The sequence below is a fragment of the Bacteroides cutis genome (genome assembly GCF_900241005.1).
Lineage (GTDB): Bacteria > Bacteroidota > Bacteroidia > Bacteroidales > Bacteroidaceae > Bacteroides > Bacteroides cutis.
In genome coordinates, this window is the sequence record NZ_OEST01000002.1 from 1 (window position 1) to 23,461 (window position 23,461).

The following is a 23,461-nucleotide window of genomic DNA, read 5'->3' on the forward strand; positions in this document are numbered from 1 at the left end:
CCGTAGTCGGCAAAGTACTCTTTGAGAGGAAGCCTTTAGGCGAACTGTTTATTAAACCAAAACGTCCGATGAATGATTCCGATTCAGATCAACTGAACCTATGGGGTAATTTCTTTGGACAGTAGTGTAAAATGAAAGCAAATCACAACCATTCCGTGGATGTACTAATGAATTGATAGGTTGTTTCCAATGGTTCAAAGATACTAAAATGAAAGCAAATCACAACATCTGTGTACCTAATATACTTTCTATACGGTTGTTTCCAATGGTTCAAAGATACTAAAATGAAAGCAAATCACAACTTCTCAATTTCAGATAAATCACAATTTCCAGTTGTTTCCAATGGTTCAAAGATACTAAAATGAAAGCAAATCACAACTAAAAACCTTGCGGAATAAGCCTTCCCGTAGTTGTTTCCAATGGTTCAAAGATACTAAAATGAAAGCAAATCACAACTTGAAGCTTTTGATGTGTTTAATGCTATGGGTTGTTTCCAATGGTTCAAAGATACTAAAATGAAAGCAAATCACAACTATTGGTGACGCTTATTCAGAATTGTGTCGTTGTTTCCAATGGTTCAAAGATACTAAAACTCGCAAAAAAACGGCAAAATTTGGATAAATAAAGTAAGTGTTTGGTATTGAGGAGAGTTAAGCCAAATTCTTATATACCTTTCCAAATCGTTAAAATGTAGGATAATGAAGGGCTAAGAGAAAGATTTGCTACTTATCCGTTGCCCTTTTTAGCCCCGGATAATCCGGCAAAATAACGCTTGACCACCTACGGTTTTACCGCTCACCATGCAAAGAACCCTATATTTTGCCCGTAGAGATAACCGTTTTTTTCTGTTTTTCATGGAAATACAGATTATGTTACCGGTATCCGGAGTTTTAGACAGGGATGGGTGGCCTACAGTATGCCCGAACGTACCCGGCTCAGTGTTTCGGGCGTCATCAGCAGATAGGATGCGATATGGGATAAAGGCGCTCGTTTGATGACTTCCGGCTGGTGCTGCATCAGTTGGGTGTAGCGTTCGCGTGCCGTTTCAAACCGCCAGGAGTCAGCCTTTATTTGTGAGACAATGAGTGAATATTCGAGTATTTTGCGATAGAACATGTTGATTTCCCAGGAAACTTCAGTGAGGAGCATCAGCTTGTCGTAAGGCAACAGATAGACTACACTGTCTTCAAGGGCTTCGATCATGAGGTGGGTTGGCTCTTTCTTCAGCGTGCTTTCAATACAGATGATGATACAACCTTCGTAAGAGAAGTGTTCGGTAACGTCTTTTCCATTTTTGTAATAGAACTGTCGCAACATACCTTTACCGACGAGAACCATATTGTGGCTGACTTGCCCTTCTTTCAGCAGGATCTCGCCTTTTTGTACCTCTTTACGGATAAGAATTTCTTCTATCTGTTTTCTACCTTCGGGAGCCATCCCAGGATAACGGGAATTAACGGCAGCATCTACAGTTTCCTTTAATAGTGTATCCATACAGCCAAATCGGTTAAAGTTCGTTTTACCTGCAAAGATAGAGGTTTTGTTTAATTACTGATTACTAATTGTGAATTAAAGCTTGCCATATTGAAGTATATTGCGTATGATGACGCAAGTATACTATTTTTAGTTTCCGGTGCAAAAAAAGATGTTTTTTGTATTAGTAATTAATGAAGCCTTTATGTACCCACTTCATACTGTACCATCGATGTACAAAGATGATCCCCCGGATATTTTCGTCCAGTAAGAAAGCCACCCACATGCCACAGATACCCCATCCGAAAGGGATACCGAAAAGATAACCGAGGCCGACCGCTATACTCCACATCACAACCAACCCGACATAGAACGGATAGTTGACGTCGCCTGCCGCACGCAGGGCGTTGGTGGCGAAAATATTGATAGGGCGGCCTATTTCAAGAACTATATCGATGAATAGAATAGTGACGCCCATGTGTATGATTTCGGGATTGGAAGTGAGCCAACTAAAGATGATATGACCGAAAAATGCGAGGATGCATGAGAGTATAACGGTTATCATCACAGATTTTTTCATGACGTATTTACCCATCAGAAAGGCTGCATGCGGTTTCTTTTCGCCTATCAGATGTCCGATGCAGATGGCACCGCCCTGTGCCATCGAGATGCTGAACAGGTAGGCAAACATAATGATATTGACGCAATAGGTACGGGTGGCGAGTGCTTCTACTCCCAGCATATTGATAAAGAAGGTGATGACAACCTGAGATGAACTGTACGATAATTGTTCTCCGGCGGAAGGTAATCCGACTTTCATCAAGTTTTTCAATTCCATCCATGGAAACGGGCGAAAGTAGGCAAGCGGAAAACGGTGAATATGTTTGCGGAACAGGATGATAAATAGGAGTAACATCGATACACCACGACTGAAAGCTGTGGAAATGGCAGCACCTTCCACACCCATTTCAGGAAAACCGAATCGCCCGAAAATAAGTGAATAGTTACCTATTATATTAAGGATATTGATAACAACAGTTACTAACATGGGATATACAGCTTTGTTGGCGCTACGTAAAGAGGCGGAGAGAGTGAGTGAAAGTGCCTGGAAAAAAGCAAAGGCACCTACAATACGCATATAGTCAAGACCGTCTTGCATCAGTTCGGGAGTGAGCCCCATCAGACGGAGAATGGGATTGGCACAGGAAAACAGGAGCAGACTGACAATGATTCCGACCACCAGATTGACGATGATAGAGACACCTACAACTTGTACTACCTTCTTTTGTAGTTTAGCACCCAAGTATTGGGAACAAAGTACGGAAGTGCCGAGGTTTATGACTTCGAATACTAGGAATGTAAGCATGATAATCTGGTTGACGACACCTACGGCGGCAACACTGTTGTCTGAGTGTCGGCTCAGCATGATGGTATCGACTGCACCGAGCATCATGATGAGAAGTGTTTCTATAAAGATGGGGGCTGCCAGTTTGGCAAGCCGTTTCTTTAAACTTTCCTGTTGTATCATTTGGAACGTGCTGTGATGAAAAATCGCGCAAAGGTACAGAAAGAGGAAAGAAGAAGGATTGATACAAATCAAGAAATAGGAATTTGTAGATTTATGATTTGTAAATTCTCATTTTTTTCTTCCTATTAGAATTTGACTGTTAATGTGTTACCTCTTTTTATCGGAAAATGCTTAAAAAAATATGTGAGAAAGATTTGCAAAGTCCAAAAGTTTGCCATACATTTGCACCGCATTTGAGAAGAATGTTGGTTAATAAAAAGGAAGTTTGGGTGAGTGGCTGAAACCACCAGTTTGCTAAACTGACGTACGGGTAACCGTACCGGGGGTTCGAATCCCCCAGCTTCCGCTCTTTGCACTCTTAGCTCAGTTGGTAGAGCAACTGACTCTTAATCAGTGGGTCCAGGGTTCGAATCCCTGAGGGTGTACTAAACCGGAAAGTCGGTGGATTCGTCTAACGGTTAGGACACATGCCTCTCACGCATGCAATACGAGTTCGATTCTCGTATCCACTACAAACGATATTAATGCGGTTACCTTAATGGGGTGACCGCTTTTTTTATGCTTTTATTTTCAACCTACAAGGATACTTCCTATCTTTGCAGGCATAAACGGTAAAACTGTAAAACATTGGATTGGCTATATAGTTTGTTTGTCGAACATTCCGCTTTACAGGCGGTGGTGGTACTCTCATTAATTTCCGCTATCGGATTGGGACTGGGTAAAGTGCATATCTGTGGTATATCTCTCGGTGTGACGTTTGTTTTTTTTGCAGGTATCCTTGCCGGGCATTTTGGGTTGTCCATTAATCCACAGATGTTGAACTATGCGGAAAGTTTCGGATTGGTAATATTTGTATATGCGTTGGGACTGCAAGTTGGTCCGGGCTTTTTCAGTTCTTTCCGTCAAGGAGGAGTACAACTGAATATGTTGGCGTTGGGCGTGGTGCTGATAGGTACATTGCTCACAGTACTGGGTAGTTACGGATTTGGCATTTCTTTGCCCAATATGGTTGGTATACTTTGTGGAGCTACGACTAATACGCCGGCGTTAGGTGCGGCTCAGCAAACGTTGAAGCAAATGGGGTTGGAAGCCAGTACTCCGGCATTGGGATGTGCAGTGGCTTATCCGTTGGGTGTGGTAGGGGTTATTCTTGCTGTGTTGGCTATCCGTAAGGCTTTGGCACGTAAGGAAGATTTGGAACTCAAAGAGAAAGATGACGAGAATAAAACCTATATTGCTGCCTTTCAGGTGCACAATCCGGCTATTTTTGATAAAAGTGTCAAAGAGATAGCAAGTTTAAGTTATCAGAAATTTGTGATTTCCCGCTTGTGGAGGGATGGTAATGTAAGTATCCCGACTTCCGAAAAAGTGATAAAGGAGGGTGATCGTTTGCTGGTTATCACTTCCGAAAAATATGCGCCTGCGCTGACTGTACTTTTTGGTGAACAGGAACATACCGATTGGAATAAGGAGGATATCGACTGGAATGCTATTGACAGCCAATTGATTTCGCAGCGTATTGTTGTGACGCGTCCTGAGTTAAATGGTAAGAAGTTGGGCTCATTGCATTTACGTAATCATTATGGCATTAATATCAGTCGTGTATACCGTAGTGGTGTACAATTGCTGGCTACGGCAGAATTAACTTTGCAATTGGGTGACCGCTTGACTGTGGTGGGTGAGGCTGCTGCCATTCAAAATGTGGAGAAAGTATTAGGAAATGCCATCAAGAGCTTGAAAGAACCGAATTTGGTAGCAGTGTTTGTGGGTATCATATTGGGGTTGGCTTTGGGGGCTATTCCATTTTCTATTCCGGGCATCAGTGCTCCGGTGAAACTCGGTCTGGCAGGTGGTCCTATCATTGTAGGCATTCTTATCGGTACGTTTGGTCCGCGAATGCATATGGTAACTTATACTACACGGAGCGCCAATTTGATGTTACGTGCACTGGGGTTATCTCTTTATCTGGCTTGTTTGGGACTTGATGCAGGTGCTCATTTCTTCGATACGGTATTCCGTCCGGAAGGTTTGCTGTGGATTGCCATAGGTTTCGGACTGACGGTAATTCCGGTGTTGATTATGGGTGTCATCGCATTTAAGATAATGAAAATTGATTTCGGTTCGATGGCGGGGATGTTGTGTGGAAGTATGGCAAACCCGATGGCATTGAACTATGCCAATGATACGATACCCGGTGATAATCCGTCTGTGGCATATGCCACGGTTTATCCATTGTGTATGTTTTTGCGTGTGATTATTGCGCAAGTGTTGTTGATGTTCTTGCTTGGTTGATAATTGATAGTAAGAGATTGATAATTGGAAGTTGAGAATTAAAGTTTCAGAGTGATTTTAAATAAAGTAACTTTCATCGTAATTTGTAAATCGTTAAATCGTAAATAATATCATGGGAACCATTACTCCTGAAAGTATTGTTAGTGACCTGCGCTATTTGCAACTGTTGTCACGTAGTTTTCCTACTATCGCTGATGCCAGTACGGAAATCATAAATTTGGAAGCTATTCTGAATTTGCCGAAAGGTACAGAACATTTTCTCACTGATATTCATGGTGAATATGAGGCTTTCCAGCATGTATTGAAGAATGCTTCGGGAGCTGTGAAACGGAAAGTGAATGAGATTTTTGGTCATACCTTGCGTGAAAGCGAGAAGAAAGAGCTGTGTACTTTGATTTATTATCCGGAGGAGAAGTTACAATTGATAAAAGAGCATGAAACAGATTTGGATGATTGGTATCTGATTACTTTGAACCAATTAGTGAAAGTCTGCCAGAATGTTTCTTCTAAATATACACGTTCTAAAGTACGTAAGGCACTTCCGGCAGAATTTTCGTATATTATTCAGGAGTTGTTGCACGAATCGAGTATAGAACCGAACAAACACGCTTACATCAATGTAATTATCAGTACCATTATTACTACAAAACGTTCCGATGATTTTATCATTGCCATGTGTAATTTGATACAACGTCTGACGATTGATTCTTTGCACATTGTTGGTGACATTTATGACCGTGGACCGGGCGCTCATATCATTATGGATACGCTTTGCGATTATCATAACTTCGATATTCAGTGGGGAAATCATGATATTTTGTGGATGGGAGCTGCATCGGGTAATAATGCCTGCATTGCCAATGTTATCCGCATGTCCATGCGTTATGCCAATCTGGCAACGTTAGAAGATGGCTATGGTATCAATCTGTTACCCCTTGCTACGTTTGCTATGGATACATACGGTGATGATCCTTGTACAATCTTTGCTCCGAAGATGAATTTTGCCGACTCGGAATACAATGAAAAGACGTTGCGTCTGATTACTCAGATGCATAAGGCGATTACGGTTATTCAACTGAAACTGGAGGCGGATATCATCAGCCGTCGTCCTGAGTTCAATATGGAAAGCCGGAAGTTATTGCATAGGATTGATTTTGAGCGTGGAGTATTTATGTACGAAGGTAAGGAATATGAGTTGCGTGATACCAACTTCCCGACGGTTGATCCTGCGGATCCTTACCGCTTGTCGGATGAGGAAAAGGAATTGGTAGATAAGATCCATGCCTCGTTCATGAATAGTGAGAAGTTGAAAAAACATATGCGGTGCCTGTTTACATACGGTGGTATGTATCTGGTTTGTAACAGTAACCTGCTATATCATGCTTCCGTACCTCTGAATGAGGATGGTAGTTTTAAGCATGTACGTATCGGAAAGAAGGAATATTGGGGGTATAAATTGCTGCAAAAAACTGATCAATTGATACGTACAGCCTATTTCGATGAGGATGGTTCTAAAGAAAAACTGTTTGCCTTGGACTATGTCTGGTATATGTGGTGTGGCCCTAATGCACCATCATTCGACAAGGATAAGATGGCTACCTTTGAACGTTACTTTGTTGCCGATAAGGAGCTGCATAAAGAGACTAAAGGGTATTATTATACTTTGCGTAATCGTGCGGATATCTGCGATAATATATTGACTGAGTTTGGTGTAGAACCAGGACCCCATTCACATATCATTAACGGTCATGTGCCTGTAAAAACCATTAAGGGTGAGAAACCTATCAAAGCCGATGGTAAGTTGCTGGTGATTGATGGCGGTTTCTCTAAAGCTTATCAGCCTGAAACCGGTATTGCGGGTTATACATTGGTGTATCATTCCCATGGTTTGCAGCTGGTACAGCACGAACCTTTCCAAAGTCGCCAGAAGGCAATAGAGGAAGGGCAGGATATTAAGTCTACCACATTTGTTATCGAGTTCAATTCACAGCGTATGATGGTGAAAGATACGGATAAAGGCAAAGTACTTGTGACACAAATCCAGGACTTGAAAAAATTACTAGTAGCGTATAGAACGGGATTTATAAAAGAGAAACAATGAGATAAATGGCTATTTAGTATTTAAACAATATCACTCCACCTTCTACAATCACTCCTTTGTCATAGTTGGAACTTCTGTTGTAATACCTGTCCCATCCATAACCGCCGGTAACGAATATACCCAAATAATCCGTCAATCGGTACTCAAGATTAATGCGTGATTGCAATGAGTAGAGACGGGCGGGATAACCGTGGTTCTTATTCTTGAAGGTTTCGATGTGTTGGTAGCCTAAATCTCCGCTGATGTGCAATCTTTCATAAAGAGGTAATTCTAATCCGGCACGATAGAATAAAGCGGCAGAGAACTTATCACTGAAATCCAGATAGGGAGAACCGGCACCTAGAATGGTGTAAAATAGTTTGTTCTTGAAGCGGGCGGCCGCATTCAGTTTAGTGGTATTACCGCCGAATATCATAAGTTGCACTTTAGTTTGTGGGTTGGCATTGACTAAACCTAATTGGAAACCATTCAAACTCTCTTTATAGTAATTCAGAAGTCCGATTTGCAGACCTTTTGCATGGAGGGCAACGTTGAGTGGAGCAAGTTGTATTCCGGTAGCTGTACCGCCTACTACATTGCCTATACCTGCTATTTGAAGCCCTTTCATATCATCACCCACTACGCTCAACAATCCGGAAATATTGATCCCTTTGAAACTACCTCCCGAAATATTGGCAAGTCCTGAGAGTTGGACCCCTGCAGATTCTTCTCCTGTGATATTCAGTAAGCCACCGATAATGACACCACGGCTGTTATCTCCCGTGATGTTAGCTAATCCGGACAATACGACTCCCCGTGCATAATTTCCTGTAATACCTACCAGACCGGATATGGATACACCGCTCAAACTGTTACCGTTGACATTGGTAATACCGGCAATCTGAACTCCTCGCATGCTACCGCCCACCATATTGGATATTCCCGCCATCTGCATGCCGTTCATATCTCTGCCTACCACACCACTCAAAACATTCATTCCTAAACCATTCAAACGGTTCATGGATGAAAAAATACCGAGATTGAAGCAAGTACTGCCTATGGTATCTGTACGTTGGGTTGAGATATTTTTCCAAAGAGAAATATTGATACCCACAGGACCATGATCTGTTTGTGGAACACGCTGTTTAGGAGAGTGGTTGTGTCTCTCTTTTATGGAACTCTGAATGTTGTTCTGACTATAAATTTCCCCTGCAAACAACAAGGAAAGCAGAATGAGCAGAAAGATACGTTTCATGTTATTTAAAAGTTTCATCTGGCCAAGGCGCCAACTGTTGAGTGGCACGTAATATGGGACGTTGTGCATCCACAGACCGAAGATAGTTACTTAATTTCTGTGATAATTTCTTGACGAGCGTCGGATTTTTTCCGGCCACATCATTTTTTTCACTGATATCGGCAGGTATATTGAATAACTCATGTTTACCACTGTCGAAATAATACACCAACTTCCAGTCGCCCGAACGGATGGAACAAGTAGCGCCGATACCTGGTCCCGAAGGACCCCAACTATGAGGATAATGCCAATAGATGTCACGGTCTTTCATTTTACCTTTACCGGTGAGCAGAGGCAAAAAGCTGATACCGTCACGCTGCTGGATGGTATTATAATGTTCTACTTCTGCTATTTCGAGAATAGTAGGGAAGAAGTCTTCTATCATCAGATAGTGGTTACACTTTGTTTCGGGAGTAACCACACCAGGCCAGCGTATGATCATCGGTTCACGTACGCCACCTTCGTAGGCAGAACCTTTCCCACTGTTCAGGGGATAGTTTTGTATATGCAGTTGTCCAGCACGTGTGTGGGCGGCAAGTCCTCCATTGTCCGACATGAAAATCAGGACTGTATTCTCCGTCAAGTTATTTTTGTCCAGATAGTCCATGATATCTCCCAGGCTCTTGTCCATTCCTTCGATAAGCGTGGCATATGCCGCTTCCACCGGAGGTAATCCGGCATCGATGTATTTCTGATAGAAACGCATATCCGGCTGTATGGGCGTATGTATGGCATAATGCGCCATATAGAGGAAGAACGGCTTGTCAATCTTCTGCGCGGTGTCCAATGCTTTTTCCGCTTCTATAGTGAGAGCTTCGGAAAGGAATATATCTTTTCCGTGGTACTCTTCCAAACCGGGTACGGCAGCCAATGGACTTTTACCGTCCGGCTTATTACCGAAGTTTTCCGTACCATAATAACTGGCAGGTGAACCAGCAGCGTGTCCCGCGATATTCACATCAAATCCCATCTTCAATGGGTCGGCACCCGGAGTACCTTCGGCACCGAAGTGAGCTTTTCCACAATGTATAGTGTGATACCCATTATTTTTAAGCAATTGTGCAAGCGAGGTGACTTGCGTGGTGCGTTCCACTCCCGGTTCCTGACAAATACCATTTACATTCCATTCTGGATAAATCATAATGGAATCCGGTTTTTCATGGGTAGTATTTTTACGCAATGTCCAACTGGTGACACGATGACGGGCTGCATTCATCCCCGAAAAGAGGCTGACGCGGGTTGGAGAACTGATGCTACATGCGTATGCTTGTGTAAACATTCTTCCCTGAGCTGCCAACCTCTCCATATTGGGAGTGTGATACGTATCATTATACTTGGTACGTTGTGTCCAAAAAGGTAGGGAAGTGTCTTGCCATCCCATGTCGTCCACCAGGAATAAAATGATATTGGGACGTGTCTTGTCAGCATGCGTTACACTGCCTTGTGGCATATCGCATACTTCTTCCGCCATTCCGTACAATGGAAACAAGGCGGCGGATAATAATAGTTTGTTTCTCATCCTTTAGCTTCCTGATATAAAAAGCGTTTGATTGATTTCTTTGGGGTTTTCTCAAACTCTTCGGGATAGATTTTCATTTTGAAAATTTGGCTGTATGCAGGTAGTTCCGCATTCAGTGCCACACGGTTTTCTTCCATCACACGTTCTATATCTTCGTTGTGAAGTCCGTGTGCAAAGGCGTCATCAAAGTCCGGATAAACCAATCCGACAAGCTTCTCGTTTTGTTGTACGATGATACTTTCGGCAACATATGGCATGTTATTCAACTTATCTTCAATTTCTTCGGGGTAGATGTTCTGACCACTCGGACCGAGAAGCATATTCTTACTACGGCCTTTGATGGTCACATTACCTTCAGTATCCATCAAGGCGAGGTCACCGGTATGTAACCAACCGTCCTTATCGAGTACCTGTTCGGTAGCCTCTTCGTTTTTGTAATAACCCAACATTACGTTAGGTCCGCGACAAACAATTTCGCCCGGGATGTTTTCCGGATCGGGAGATAATATTTTCACCTCCATGCGGGGAGCAGCTTTACCACAAGATCCCGGTTTGAAGCGAGTCCAGTCTTCGTAACAGATGATAGGACCACATTCCGTCATACCGTAGCCCACGGTGTATGGGAAGTCTATCATGCGCAAGAACTGTTCCACCTCTTGGTTGAAAGCGGCACCTCCTACGATGACAGCGGCAAAATTACCTCCGAAGGCCTGTATCATCTGCTCACGTACGGTAGCTTTTATCTTATCATTGATGATAGGCACTTTTAGCAACAACTTCATCGCTGGTGTTTCCAGTTTCGGCAGTACGTTCTTTTTGATGATCTTTTCGATGATGAGCGGCACTGCTACAATCAAGTTCGGTTTCACCTCGGCGAATGCCTGGAAAATAATCTTCGGACTCGGCATGCGGGTCAGGTAGTAAATGTGGCACCCCACGGCGAACTCGTACAGGAACTCGAATGCGAGTCCGTACATGTGTGCCATCGGCAACATACATACCAATTTGTCTCCGGCTTTCAGCGGGAGCACTTCGAAGGCAAAGGCTGTGTTCGACCATAAACTGCGGTAAGGCAGCATAACACCTTTGGAGTAACTGGTAGTACCGGATGTATAGTTGATAACCGCCAATTCTTCCGGTTGGTCTCTATGATAAGCGATATGTTCCTTACGGAAGTTCTTGGGATATTTCTTACCGAACATTTCATTCAGGTGTTCACGCGCGTAGTCCAATTTTTCACTGCGTGAAACGAGGATGGAGAAGTCCGTCATCAGCATAATACCTTCCAACAATGGCATGGCACTTTCGTTCAGGTTTTCCCATACCTGGTCACCTACAAACAGAAGCTTAGCTTCGGAGTGGTTGACGATGTTATGAACGTTATCCGCTTTAAATTCGTGAAGGATAGGGACGATTACTGCGCCATATGTCAGTGTGGCAAGGAATGTCACTCCCCAATGTGAACTGTTGCGGCCGCAGACAGCTATCTTGTCACCTTTCTTGATGCCGCTTGATTCAAAGATTATATGTAACTTTTCTATCTTGCGGGCTACATCTTTATATTGTAGGGTAGCTCCTTTATAATCTGTCAGAGCGTCCAAGTCCCAATTTTCTTTTATACTGTTTTCTATATAGGCAATAAAACTTTGTTTCATGATATTAATTGCACATTTAGTTGAAATTTGTGCAAATATAAAGGTTTATATATAGAATGCAAACTTTTATAAGGAAAATAGCTTTAATTTGCTAAAACTCTACTGTTACTCCTAGCGTGGGGAGTATTGTACCACTTTCCTGTTTCAGATATTTCATTTTGTAGCGTTGTTCACTGATGGGTGCCGAAGGATTTTCAATGATCTCCGTACTCATAATTACATCTGGCTGTTTTAGCCTATTGCCCGTAACGTTCTGTAAATCCAGATATAAGCCTACCATATAACGACGGAAATAGAAAGATTTGTCTACCCGCACATCTATCTGGGTAAAGTTGGGAAACCGTTCTTTATTGTAGCGGGAGTAGTCGTAATAAGGTTTTCCTTGAACATTCCATGCCTCTACAAGCGATGACTTCTCTTCATCGTAAGGCGTGTAGGGAGCACCGCCGATGTAACTCAATTTACTGCCTATGCTCCAACGCTTTGGCAGGTTGTACGTACCGCTCATATTGAGTATAAATCGGTTATCCCAAGCCGATGGGATATAATCGGCTCCTGCGTGGCTGCGATATTCACTTTTGTAGAACGTAAAAGAAGAAACGAGATTAAACTTACCGGATACTTGCCACCGGAACATGGTTTCCACACCGTAGGCTCTACCGTTGGCGGTGGATGCAAGAGCTTCATTACCCACTACGCCATAGTCATTACCTTGACATGTCAGTGGAATATTGTCTCTCAGCGCAAGCGGAATACGGCTGTATCGCTTGACGAAACCTTCTACCGAAACCATAATGCGGTCATGCAGATGCCAGTCCAGTCCGACACTGCTTTCCAATACCTGCATGTATTTCAAGCCCTTATTTATATAGATACCCTCATTGTTCTTAAATCCCAGGGCTGTGTATGGTGGCAGTTGATGGTAGAGTCCTGCGTTACCGCTCAGTGTCCACTGCTCCGAAAGTTTATATGAAGCGGACAGGCGGGGAGAGAGGTGTCTCCACGACTGCTGCATTTCCCGGTTGTAAGTGTTGCCATCCATACGGATACCGATGGAAGCAGACAGGCGATTGTCCTTTGTAGTATAGTCCGTAGCAAAGAATGCTCCCCATCCGAAGATATTGAGTGAAGTATGGTAGACCGACAGTTCGCCGGAATTTCTGTAGAGCAGTTGCCGGGTGTTGTTGGTATAAATGGAATTGGTCAGTTCACCACCTTCTTTTAAAGTCCACTGTCCCAAGCGGGTCTGGTTTTCAAAACGTAAAGTAGTCTTCTGTTCTATGGAACGCAGGCGTAAGGTCAGGTTGTCTTCCGAAGAATTATCATTGTTGCGATACTTCAGGTTACGGTTATTCAGATAATTATGGCTCAGTGTAAATGCTTGCACATGTTTCCCTGCATAATGCTTGTATACCGCTCCTACAGTGAACGTTTCTTGATAGATGGTAGGGAGGTAACTGAGCAGATATTCCGCATCCTCACCCTTCTCGTCGGTATTCAGTTTCATCTTGTCAATTCCTGCCAGACCAAGTACGGTAAGTTCATTGTTTTCGGAAAACTTGGTTTTCAGCTTGAACTGCCCGTCGATGAAGTTGGGCAAGAAAGGAAGTCCCAATACCTTGAATAAGAGCTGAAGGTACGATTGGCGTGCGGAGAATAGATACGTGCTACGTTTTCCCAGATGGCCCGCTCCGCTTAGTGAAACCTCGGAAGCACCGATAGTCGCCTTGAACGTCTGTTTGTCCGGATTGCCGTCTCTCAGCCGGAAATCGAGAACGGAACTCAACGCACCGGAACGGTTGACGGGGAATGCTCCGGTGTAGAATGTAATTTCGCGTATCAGGTCGGAATTGACGATACTCACTGGACCACCCGAAGCACCTTGCGTGGTAAAGTGGTTGATATTGGGAATTTCTATCCCGTCCATGTAAAAACGGTTTTCGGAGGGAGAGCCACCCCGTACAATCAAGTCGTTACGATAACCGATAGGGGAAAAGGATACACCCGGATAAGCGCGCACAATACGGGATACGTCACGATTGGCTCCGGGGCTTTTCTCTATTTCTTGCAGTCCGATGACCTGCATGCTGACCGGACTTTCTATGCTCCGCCGGAAAGGAGAAGGCGTGACGACAACTGCTGACAACAGATTTTCGTTCTCTTCCATTTCTATCTCGATAGATGGAGTTGAAGTGGAAACAATGTATTCGGGAGTCTGCACCGTGGTGTAGCCCAAACTCGAAGCTTCGAAACGGTATATCCCCGGTGGTATTTGTTCGATGCGGAATATACCGAGCGAGTCGGCAGAAGCACCTTTTCCTGATATGCCCACAACAATCACGTTTGCATAGGAGACGGGTTGTCGTGAACGTTTGTCTATCACTTTCCCGTGGACTGAATAAGTAACAGGGGCGGCAGCTGTTGCAGTTACATGGCTGCCGCACAATAGGAGTATGAGTGCCGGTAATACCGGAATATACTTGAGTTTATTCATTCATATACCAGTCGTACATGCGTTGTACGCCTTCTTCAATATCAATTTTATGATGCCATCCCAGTGCATGCAGTTTTCCAGGGTCGGTCAGCTTACGCATGGTTCCGTCAGGTTTGCTGCTGTCAAAGGTGAGCTTGCCTTGATAACGCACAGTGGCAACGATTAGTTCAGCCAGTTGGCGGATAGTGATTTCCTTGCCTGTACCGATATTGATATGGCAGTTACGGATATCTTTGTCACCCGGTTTGTAGGTATCTTTGAAATCCACGTGCTCCATGACGAAAACGCTGGCATCCGCCATTTCTTCACTCCAAAGGAATTCGCGGAGAGGAGTTCCCGTACCCCAGAGTTTTACCTCTTCTTCGTTGATGCCATATTTACCAAGGATATTCAATATCTCTTCTTTATTGCTGTTTCCGTCTACCCCTTCTACCGGACGCTTGTTCATATCCTTGCGCACGGCATCCCAGTCGCCTTGCTTTAGGCAATGTGCCAGATGCACTTTGCGGATCATGGCAGGGAGCACATGACTACGTTCCAAGTCAAAGTTATCATTGGGACCGTAGAGATTGGTGGGCATCACGGCAATGTAGTTGGTACCATATTGCAGATTAAAGCTTTCGCACATTTTCAGTCCGGCAATCTTGGCGATGGCGTACGGTTCGTTGGTATATTCCAGCGGAGAGGTAAGGAGCACGTCCTCTTTCATTGGTTGTTCGGCATCACGCGGATAGATACAAGTGCTACCCAGGAAGAGCAATTTCTTCACGTTGTGGCGAAAACTTTCACCGATGATATTCTGTTGGATTTGCAAGTTCTTATAGATGAAGTCGGCACGATAAATGCTATTAGCCATGATACCTCCTACAAAGGCGGCGGCTAGGAAAACGTACTCCGGTTGCTCTTTATCGAAGAATTGACGTACAGCAACGCCATCCAGCAAGTCAAGTTCTTTATGGGTTTTGCCGACAAGATTGGTATACCCTTTTTCTTGCAGGTTTTTCCAGATGGCAGAACCTACCAATCCGCGATGTCCTGCAACATATATTTTGGCATTTTTTTCCATGATTGATGTTTAATTCGGTTAAATTCATTCTTCCTTTGAACGCAGATACAGTTTCTTCACGAACTTCATGTCATGCTGCGCCATGATTTTTACTAATTCTTCGAAACTTGTTTGGCGAGGATTCCAACCCAACAGGGTCTTTGCTTTGGTCGGATCGCCCAAGAGTTGTTCCACTTCCGACGGGCGGAAATATTTCGGATCTACCTCTATCAGTACATTGCCGGTTTTTACGTCGACACCTTTTTCATTGACTCCTTCACCTTCCCAGCGAAGTTCGATGCCTACCTCACGGAATGCCAGCGTGGCAAATTCACGTACGGTATGCATTTCTCCCGTGGCAATCACAAAATCTTCCGGAGTGTCGTGTTGTAGGATGAGCCACATACATTCTACATAATCTTTGGCATATCCCCAGTCGCGACGGGCGTCGAGATTACCCAAATATAACTTGTCTTGCATTCCCTGTGCGATACGTGCAGCAGCCAGCGTAATCTTACGGGTCACGAAAGTTTCACCCCGACGTTCACTCTCATGGTTAAAGAGAATACCATTCACGGCATACATACCATAACTTTCGCGATAATTTTTGGTGATCCAAAAACCATATTGTTTTGCCACGCCGTACGGACTACGCGGATAGAATGGGGTTGTTTCCTTCTGCGGCACTTCCTGCACCTTTCCGAACAGTTCCGAGGTGGAAGCTTGATAGATTTTTGTCTTTTTCTCCATGCCGAGGATACGTACTGCTTCGAGCATGCGCAGTGTTCCTACCGCATCTGTTTCAGCAGTATATTCAGGTACATCGAAAGATACCTTTACGTGGCTTTGTGCCGCAAGGTTATATATCTCGTCCGGCTGTACTTGCTGGATGATACGGATAAGTGAACTGCTGTCTGTCATGTCACCATAGTGCAGGTTTACAGTGCGTTGTTGCTTCATATCACGCACCCACTCATCGAAGTATAGATGTTCTATACGTCCTGTATTGAAAGAGGATGAACGACGCATGATACCGTGTACTTCGTATCCTTTTTGTAATAAGAATTCTGCCAGAAACGAACCGTCCTGACCGGTAATGCCGGAGATAAGAGCTTTCTTCATTTATGATTAGTTTTTGTTATAGTTATTTTTAATGTTACAAAATTCGACATTTTTTACGAGACGGCAAAATAAATAGGAAAAATCAAAATGATAATATTTTGATTTTGTACTTCTTTTGTTTTGAACTACAAAACTTTTACTTTTGTAGATAATATTGATATTAAATAACACTATAAAAATGGAAAAGAAGATTGTATTCATCACGGGTGCTTCCTCGGGAATAGGAGAGGGGTGTGCACGTAAGTTTGCCATGAATGGTTATCGGTTGATCCTGAACGCACGGAACGTTGAGAAACTGAATGCCGTAAAGAAAGATTTGGAAGAAAAATATCATGCAGATGTTTATCTGCTTCCTTTTGATGTGCGCGACCGTCAAGCTGCCAAGACTGCCTTGAATACCCTGCCTGCCGGATGGAAGGAGATTGATATACTGATAAACAATGCCGGTCTTGTTATCGGGGTAGATAAAGAGTACGAAGGCAATCTTGATGAATGGGATATCGTGATTGATACCGATGTAAAAGCCCTGCTTGCCATGACACGCTTGGTGGTTCCCGGTATGGTGGAACGTGGTCGTGGGCATGTTATCAATATGGGGTCTATCGCCGGAGATTATGCTTATCCGGGTGGAAGTGTGTACTGCGCTTGTAAGGCTGCCGTCAAGGCATTATCCGATGGACTTCGAATAGATTTGGTAGATACGCCTGTACGTGTCACGAACATCAAACCTGGATTGGTGGAGACAAATTTTTCCGTCGTTCGTTTCCGTGGGGATAAGGAAACTGCCGACAATGTATACAAGGGAATACGCCCTCTCGACGGGGATGATATAGCAGAAGTGGTATATTTTGCTGCCGCTGTGCCCGAACATATCCAGATTGCTGAAGTACTGGTGATGCCTACTAATCAAGCTACGGGTACGGTAGTCAGTAGAAAATAATATAAGGATATGATAAAACAATACTAATATTTTTGGGGGGAACCGCCTATCTTTGCGGCAATCGTAATGAATAATCTAAAACAAGAAAAACATGAACCTCAAGAAAAGAATGAATTTACTTCTGGGAGCGTTGTTGCTCGTGGGCAGTTTGCCTGCTCAGAATGTATGTGTATCTACTCCCAAGACCTCACTGGTATTATCGGCGCCTGTCGGAGGCGAACTGAAATACCTTTATTATGGGAATAGACTTTCTGAAACTGATTTGCAGAACATCGAAGCCGTTGAAGCAACGAAAACGGCTTATCCGGTTTATGGCCTGAATTGTCCTACGGAAGTGGCGCTCGCCGTGAAGCATCCGGATGGTAACATGACTTTGCAACTGGAAGTAGTGAAAGTGACTACCGGAAATGAAAATAATGCCGTAAAAACCATCATTGAACTGAAAGACAAGGTTTATTCTTTCTTCGTCAATGTATGCTACAGAGCTTGGCAGGATGCCGATGTCATTGAAACTTGGACGGAGATTTCTCATCAGGAGAAGAAGCCGGTAGTACTCAGTCAGTTTGCATCCGCTTACCTACCGATACGCCGGGGAGACGTTTGGATGTCCCATCTTTATGGTTCATGGGCAAACGAAGGCAGGTTGATTCAGGAACCTTTGGAACCCGGCATGAAAGTGATTAAGAATAAAGACGGTGTGCGTAACTCTCATACTGCTCATGCCGAAGTGATGTTTTCACTGGACGGCAAGCCACAGGAAAACGAAGGTACCGTTATTGGTGCGGCTCTTTGCTATAGCGGTAACTATAAGCTCCGTATCGATACTCACGACGATGAATTCCATCATTTTTTTGCCGGTATCAATGAGGAAAATTCTGCTTATACATTGAAAAAGGACGAGTTGTTCCGTACGCCTGAACTTGCGTTGACTTACAGTGACGAAGGTTTGAGCGGAAGCAGCCGTAATTTTCACCGTTGGGCACGGTTACATAAACTGGCGCATGGTACTACACCCCGGAAAATCCTTCTGAACAGCTGGGAGGGTGTTTATTTCGACATCAATCAGCAGGGGATGGGGCAGATGATGAACGATATCGCTTCCATGGGTGGTGAGCTTTTCGTGATGGATGATGGTTGGTTTGGCGATAAGTATCCGCGTAAGAATGATTCTTCTTCTTTGGGCGATTGGGTAGTGGATAAGAACAAACTTCCTGAGGGTATTGAAGGGTTATTGAGTGACGCGAAGAAACATGGTATCAAGTTTGGTATTTGGATTGAACCCGAAATGGCGAACACTGCCAGTGAATTGTACGAACAACATCCCGACTGGGTACTTAAAGCGCCGGAACGTGACCTTGTACTAGGACGTGGGGGTACACAAGTCGTGCTCGACCTTGCCAATCCTGCTGTACAGGATTTTATTTTCGGTGTGGTAGACGGTCTGATGACTTCCTATCCGGAAATAGACTATATTAAGTGGGACGCCAATATGTCCATCTTGAATCATGGTTCCCAATATCTGACGAAAGATAATCAAAGCCATCTGTATATCGAGTTTCATCGTGGTTTTGAGAAAGTATGCCAACGTATTCGTGCCAAATATCCCGACATAACCATTCAGGCATGTGCCAGCGGTGGTGGTCGTGCTAATTACGGTATTTTGCCGTATTTCGATGAGTTTTGGGTAAGTGACAATACCGATGCCTTACAACGTGTGTATATGCAGTGGGGGACATCTTATTTCTTTCCTGCCATTGCGATGGGGTCGCATATCAGTGCCGCTCCCAATCACCAGACTTTCCGTACCATTCCGTTAAAATACCGCATCGATGTGGCAATGAGCGGTCGTCTCGGTATGGAAATTCAACCCAAGAACATGACCGGCGAGGAAAAGGATCTTTGTAAGAAAGCTATTGCTGAATATAAAACAATTCGTCCGGTAGTGCAACTGGGTGATATTTATAGGTTGATGTCTCCATATGACCGGCAAGGTGTGGCATCTTTGATGTACGTCAGCTCCGAAAAGGACAAGGCGGTGTTTTATTGGTGGAAAACCGAGCATTTCGTCAACCAACATTTACCTCGTGTCAAGATGGCGGGGCTTAGTCCTGAAAAGCAGTACCGGATACATGAATTGAATCGCATTGATAATGTTCCCCTGAGCTATGAGGGAAAAACATTCAGTGGTGCCTACCTTATGGCGAACGGACTGGAGATACCTTATAGCCATAGGGTGGACTATCATAAACAGAATGATTATTCAAGCAGGGTGTTGTATTTGGAGGTGGAGTAAATTTTACTTCCGTTTAATAAGAGTGAAAAACTATGGAAAGCATGAAATAAAATCGTAACAGCTTTTGAAAAAGTAGGATAGATGTTGAAATGGATATAAACATACCACTTTGCCACGAAGGGACTTTGTGGCAAAGTGGTATTAATTATTCTATATCAATAACCTTATTTTCTATCACTGAAACTAAAGGGAAAACACCTATAGAATCTTTCATGTTCAAATCTTTTGGGGTAGGAGGTATGAAATGGGCCTCACTTCCTTTTATTTTTGCTCTTTTATTGTTTAGGGTAACGATAGCATATAATGGTTGGTCATAAGTAATAGAATGTTTCAAAAGCGGGTATTTCCGATTGACTTCTTCTGAATAACGTTTTTCTGTTTGTGAAAAGCGATTTATCCATACATACGATGCACTGTTTATTTGCATGTATGTTATTCCGTTTATCTCTTTAGTATAATTACTATGATTATGCCCGCTGAATGCCAGAACCACTTTTTTAAAACCCGCATGTTGATTCTCATTTTCCAGGACAGTCCGTACTTCTGCTCCATTTTTCAGAAAAGTATCAATACTCTGATGAGAGAACAATACACATTTTTTATCTGTTCTTCGTAAATCCGTTTCCAACCATTTTAGTTGTTGGGCATCTATATAATCATGCATGTTTTCGTTCGCTTTATAATTATTACCTTTTGCATAGTGCGTATATTTTTGGCCATCGAATAAATTATTTCCATCTAATACGATAAAATGAAATTCTCCTTCATCAAAGGAATAGTAACGTTCTGGCATTCCGATTCCTGATATATATTCGGTAACCGTATATTTGTCTACATCATGGTTCCCCATTACGTGGTATTTATTACCTTTAAAGGAGTTCCAAATAGTTAAAAAAGTCATACTGGTACTATCTAGGCGGCAGAAATCGCCTAAGTTGATTATAAAATCAACTTTCTCTTTTTGAGCTACCTTAACAAAAGTTTCTAAACGTTTTTGCCCATCGGGAACATCAGGACCATGCAAATCAGAAATAATAGCGAATTTGATAGTATTTTCCGGAGATTTACAAGCAGTAGATAATATTCCAGATAGTAATAATACTAGTACTAATAAATAGTTTTTTTTCATCATAACCAATATTTTAAATAATGAATAAATCGTGATGTCAAAATTATGTGTTTTATTCACCATTGTAGTTTTATGTAGTATATAAAAGTTGTATTTTTGTACAAATCTGCATGTTCCGTATGTCATTTGTTCGCTTATATGTTGATAAATGGGTAATTCTTGATTACTTGTGTTGTTTCAGTTGTACATTCATTTTTGTATATGGAATATTTAAGCATACAACCTGTTTAGAAAGAAAAATAAGATACTCGTATGAACTGTTCTAATCTTCCGGTATGTAATCTGTGTAACTAAATACATTTCCATACAACTTTTGAAGTTGTCAATTGTTCGAGGTTTGAGTGGACACTTGGATTTAGGCAGGTTCTTCTTGAAGTCCCAATGTGCAGGATTGACAGAAATTTCTAAACTTATGTACTTCTTCTTCCCGTTCTTACAGCTTCTCACCATAAGCGGTAATTTTTCATTCTTTAAAACTTTTGATTTGTAGCACGTTACATTAACAGTTGTTTTTATTCTTTGTTTAACTATCGGTTTGACTGAACCATGTGAACTATTGTAATTTAAGCATAAAAAAAGAGAGTTACTATAAGTGTAACTCTCTGATCCTTTGGTGATCCGCTTGGGGCTCGAACCCAAGACCCCAACATTAAAAGTGTTGTGCTCTACCTGCTGAGCTAGCGAATCAAACCTTGTTGCTGTTAAGCGGGTGCAAATATAGATACTTTTTTGTAAGATGCAAAGGATTTTCGCTTTTTTTCTTATCTTTGCCCTCAATAAAATTATTAATCATTAATATTAATCATTTAGAATACATGGCAACAGTAGACGATAAGAAAATTATTTTCTCTATGGTGGGCTTAAACAAAACCATTCAGCAGAACAATAAGCAGGTGTTGAAGAATATCTATCTTTCGTTTTTCTATGGAGCAAAGATCGGTATCATAGGTTTAAATGGTTCCGGTAAATCAACTTTGCTGAAGATTATTGCCGGATTGGATAAATCCTATCAGGGAGAAGTGGTGTTCTCACCCGGTTATTCAGTGGGCTATTTGGCTCAGGAACCATATCTTGATCCGACTAAAACTGTGAAGGAAGTAGTGATGGAGGGTGTTCAGCCTATTGTGGATGCGTTGACGGAATATGAAGAAATCAATCAGAAATTTGGTTTGCCTGAATACTATGAAGATCAGGACAAGATGGACAAACTGTTCACTCGTCAGGCAGAGTTGCAGGATATCATTGATGCTACTGATGCCTGGAATCTTGACAGCAAGCTGGAACGTGCTATGGATGCCTTACGTTGTCCTCCCGAAGACCAGCCTGTGGAATATCTTTCCGGCGGTGAACGTCGTCGTGTAGCCCTTTGTCGGTTACTCCTTCAAAAACCTGATGTATTGTTGCTTGATGAGCCTACCAATCATCTTGATGCCGAGTCTATCGATTGGTTAGAACAACACCTGCAACAATATGAAGGTACAGTTATTGCTGTTACTCATGATCGTTACTTTCTTGATCATGTGGCGGGATGGATTCTTGAGTTGGACCGTGGTGAGGGTATTCCTTGGAAAGGTAATTACTCCAGCTGGCTTGAACAGAAAACCAAGCGTATGGAAATGGAAGAGAAAACTGCCAGCAAGCGTCGCAAAACTTTGGAACGTGAGTTAGAGTGGGTACGTATGGCTCCTAAGGCTCGTCAGGCAAAAGGAAAAGCGCGTCTGAATTCTTATGATAAATTGTTGAATGAAGATGTTAAAGAGAAAGAGGAGAAACTGGAAATCTTTATTCCTAATGGACCTCGTTTGGGTAATAAGGTGATTGAAGCTAAGCATGTGGCTAAGGCATTTGGTGATAAGCTTCTTTTCGATGATCTTAATTTTATGTTACCACCTAACGGTATTGTCGGAATCATTGGCCCTAACGGTGCTGGTAAAACTACTCTTTTCCGCCTTATTATGGGACTGGAAACTGCGGATAGCGGGGAGTTTGAAGTAGGTGAGACTGTAAAAGTGGCTTATGTGGACCAACAACATAAGGATATTGATCCTAATAAGAGTGTTTATCAGGTGATTTCCGGTGGTAATGACCTAATCCGTATGGGAGGACGTGATATTAATGCACGTGCTTATCTGTCGCGTTTTAACTTTTCCGGTGCCGATCAGGAGAAACTTTGTGGTGTACTTTCCGGTGGTGAGCGTAACCGTCTTCACTTGGCTCTTTGCTTGAAGGAAGAGGGAAATGTCCTTCTTCTCGATGAACCGACCAATGATATTGATGTGAATACTTTGCGCGCTTTGGAAGAAGGTCTTGAAGATTTTGCCGGATGTGCTGTCGTTATCAGTCATGACCGTTGGTTCCTTGATCGTATTTGTACCCATATTCTTGCTTTCGAAGGTGACTCTAACGTCTTCTTTTTCGAAGGTTCTTATTCGGAATATGAGGAAAATAAATTGAAACGTTTGGGACGAGAAGAACCTACCCGAGTTCGTTATAGAAAGTTGATGAATGACTAGTGGTTAGTTCTTGTTTGAAAGAGAAATAGTCGCTTTTGTGACAAAAAGAAAGCCCCGCAAAAAAAAAGCGGGGCTTCTTTGTTT

At 42.9% G+C, this 23,461-nt stretch carries 15 protein-coding genes and 4 tRNA genes; 8 read left to right on the plus strand and 11 right to left on the minus strand.

Annotated elements, in window-relative coordinates; genetic code table 11:
• Positions 1–909: 909 nt before the first annotated feature.
• Together C1A09_RS03940 and C1A09_RS03945 are read right to left on the minus strand one after the other, a co-directional pair.
• Positions 910–1,494, minus strand: a complete 585-nt coding sequence (locus tag C1A09_RS03940) for a Crp/Fnr family transcriptional regulator (protein WP_101542462.1) — start codon at positions 1,492–1,494, stop codon at positions 910–912.
• Between the two features lie 163 nt (positions 1,495–1,657).
• A complete protein-coding gene (locus C1A09_RS03945; protein WP_101542463.1) occupies positions 1,658–3,001 on the minus strand; it encodes an MATE family efflux transporter in 1,344 nt (447 codons plus the stop codon).
• Positions 3,002–3,260: 259 nt separating this feature from the next.
• Between C1A09_RS03945 and C1A09_RS03950 the strand changes: the two genes are divergently transcribed.
• The 5 genes from C1A09_RS03950 (at position 3,261) to C1A09_RS03970 (ending at position 7,394) form a co-directional block, all read left to right on the plus strand.
• Positions 3,261–3,347, plus strand: a tRNA-Ser gene (locus C1A09_RS03950).
• A gap of 6 nt (positions 3,348–3,353) precedes the next feature.
• Positions 3,354–3,426: transfer RNA gene (locus C1A09_RS03955), tRNA-Lys, on the plus strand.
• A gap of 15 nt (positions 3,427–3,441) precedes the next feature.
• Positions 3,442–3,513 (plus strand) — tRNA-Glu (locus C1A09_RS03960).
• A 115-nt stretch (positions 3,514–3,628) separates the two neighbouring features.
• Positions 3,629–5,293 (plus strand): putative transporter, encoded by a 1,665-nt coding sequence (locus tag C1A09_RS03965; RefSeq protein WP_101542464.1) that lies wholly within the window; start codon positions 3,629–3,631, stop codon positions 5,291–5,293.
• 112 nt (positions 5,294–5,405) lie between these two features.
• Positions 5,406–7,394, plus strand: coding sequence for a fructose-1,6-bisphosphatase (locus C1A09_RS03970; protein ID WP_101542465.1), 1,989 nt, complete (start codon positions 5,406–5,408; stop codon positions 7,392–7,394).
• Positions 7,395–7,407: 13 nt separating this feature from the next.
• Here the strand turns inward: C1A09_RS03970 and C1A09_RS03975 are convergent, their stop codons facing one another.
• The 6 genes from C1A09_RS03975 to gmd form a co-directional block, all read right to left on the minus strand.
• On the minus strand, positions 7,408–8,628 hold the full coding sequence (locus C1A09_RS03975; RefSeq protein WP_101542955.1) for an LA_2272 family surface repeat-containing protein: 1,221 nt from the start codon (positions 8,626–8,628) through the stop codon (positions 7,408–7,410).
• Position 8,629: 1 nt separating this feature from the next.
• A complete protein-coding gene (locus tag C1A09_RS03980) occupies positions 8,630–10,186 on the minus strand; it encodes a sulfatase (protein WP_101542466.1) in 1,557 nt (518 codons plus the stop codon).
• Positions 10,183–11,841: a long-chain fatty acid--CoA ligase gene (locus C1A09_RS03985; protein ID WP_101542467.1), complete on the minus strand. Its 1,659-nt coding sequence runs from the start codon at positions 11,839–11,841 to the stop codon at positions 10,183–10,185. The genes C1A09_RS03980 and C1A09_RS03985 overlap by 4 nt, the downstream gene beginning before the upstream one ends.
• Before the next feature lie 91 nt (positions 11,842–11,932).
• Positions 11,933–14,335, minus strand: a complete 2,403-nt coding sequence (locus C1A09_RS03990) for a TonB-dependent receptor (RefSeq protein WP_101542468.1) — start codon at positions 14,333–14,335, stop codon at positions 11,933–11,935.
• The gene (locus tag C1A09_RS03995) at positions 14,328–15,404 is read right to left on the minus strand and encodes a GDP-L-fucose synthase family protein (RefSeq protein WP_101542469.1); all 1,077 of its coding nucleotides are present in this window, start codon (positions 15,402–15,404) and stop codon (positions 14,328–14,330) included. The genes C1A09_RS03990 and C1A09_RS03995 overlap by 8 nt, the downstream gene beginning before the upstream one ends.
• A gap of 21 nt (positions 15,405–15,425) precedes the next feature.
• Complete coding sequence (gene gmd / locus C1A09_RS04000; RefSeq protein WP_101542470.1) at positions 15,426–16,502, minus strand: GDP-mannose 4,6-dehydratase; 1,077 nt, start codon at positions 16,500–16,502, stop codon at positions 15,426–15,428.
• A gap of 178 nt (positions 16,503–16,680) precedes the next feature.
• Here gmd and C1A09_RS04005 point away from each other — a divergent pair, with 178 nt between their 5' ends.
• Positions 16,681–17,442 carry an SDR family oxidoreductase gene (locus C1A09_RS04005; protein WP_101542471.1) on the plus strand — a complete coding sequence of 254 codons (762 nt, stop codon included), beginning with the start codon at positions 16,681–16,683 and terminating at the stop codon, positions 17,440–17,442.
• A gap of 91 nt (positions 17,443–17,533) precedes the next feature.
• A complete protein-coding gene (locus C1A09_RS04010) occupies positions 17,534–19,735 on the plus strand; it encodes an alpha-galactosidase (protein ID WP_101542472.1) in 2,202 nt (733 codons plus the stop codon).
• A gap of 145 nt (positions 19,736–19,880) precedes the next feature.
• Here the strand turns inward: C1A09_RS04010 and C1A09_RS04015 are convergent, their stop codons facing one another.
• From C1A09_RS04015 to C1A09_RS04025, 3 genes are all read right to left on the minus strand, one after another.
• Entirely contained in the window at positions 19,881–20,867 is a 987-nt protein-coding gene (locus C1A09_RS04015; RefSeq protein WP_233519952.1) for a metallophosphoesterase family protein, read from the minus strand.
• Positions 20,868–21,074: 207 nt separating this feature from the next.
• Positions 21,075–21,503 carry an Arm DNA-binding domain-containing protein gene (locus C1A09_RS16630; RefSeq protein ID WP_274950035.1) on the minus strand — a complete coding sequence of 143 codons (429 nt, stop codon included), beginning with the start codon at positions 21,501–21,503 and terminating at the stop codon, positions 21,075–21,077.
• Positions 21,476–21,551 (minus strand) — tRNA-Lys (locus tag C1A09_RS04025). The genes C1A09_RS16630 and C1A09_RS04025 overlap by 28 nt, the downstream gene beginning before the upstream one ends.
• Before the next feature lie 128 nt (positions 21,552–21,679).
• Here C1A09_RS04025 and ettA point away from each other — a divergent pair.
• Positions 21,680–23,377 (plus strand): energy-dependent translational throttle protein EttA, encoded by a 1,698-nt coding sequence (ettA, locus tag C1A09_RS04030; protein WP_101542473.1) that lies wholly within the window; start codon positions 21,680–21,682, stop codon positions 23,375–23,377.
• Positions 23,378–23,461: the final 84 nt, after the last annotated feature.

What these genes read in the sequence shown, in the direction of transcription:
- C1A09_RS03940 (WP_101542462.1), bottom strand. Translation starts at nt 1,494, where the DNA reads ATGGATACACTATTAAAGGAAACTGTAGATGCTGCCGTTAATTCCCGT.
- C1A09_RS03945 (WP_101542463.1), bottom strand. Translation starts at nt 3,001, where the DNA reads ATGATACAACAGGAAAGTTTAAAGAAACGGCTTGCCAAACTGGCAGCC.
- C1A09_RS03970 (WP_101542465.1), top strand. Translation starts at nt 5,406, where the DNA reads ATGGGAACCATTACTCCTGAAAGTATTGTTAGTGACCTGCGCTATTTG.
- C1A09_RS03975 (WP_101542955.1), bottom strand. Translation starts at nt 8,628, where the DNA reads ATGAAACGTATCTTTCTGCTCATTCTGCTTTCCTTGTTGTTTGCAGGG.
- C1A09_RS03980 (WP_101542466.1), bottom strand. Translation starts at nt 10,186, where the DNA reads ATGAGAAACAAACTATTATTATCCGCCGCCTTGTTTCCATTGTACGGA.
- C1A09_RS03985 (WP_101542467.1), bottom strand. Translation starts at nt 11,841, where the DNA reads ATGAAACAAAGTTTTATTGCCTATATAGAAAACAGTATAAAAGAAAAT.
- C1A09_RS03990 (WP_101542468.1), bottom strand. Translation starts at nt 14,335, where the DNA reads ATGAATAAACTCAAGTATATTCCGGTATTACCGGCACTCATACTCCTA.
- gmd (WP_101542470.1), bottom strand. Translation starts at nt 16,502, where the DNA reads ATGAAGAAAGCTCTTATCTCCGGCATTACCGGTCAGGACGGTTCGTTT.
- C1A09_RS04005 (WP_101542471.1), top strand. Translation starts at nt 16,681, where the DNA reads ATGGAAAAGAAGATTGTATTCATCACGGGTGCTTCCTCGGGAATAGGA.
- C1A09_RS04010 (WP_101542472.1), top strand. Translation starts at nt 17,534, where the DNA reads ATGAACCTCAAGAAAAGAATGAATTTACTTCTGGGAGCGTTGTTGCTC.
- C1A09_RS04015 (WP_233519952.1), bottom strand. Translation starts at nt 20,867, where the DNA reads ATGATGAAAAAAAACTATTTATTAGTACTAGTATTATTACTATCTGGA.
- ettA (WP_101542473.1), top strand. Translation starts at nt 21,680, where the DNA reads ATGGCAACAGTAGACGATAAGAAAATTATTTTCTCTATGGTGGGCTTA.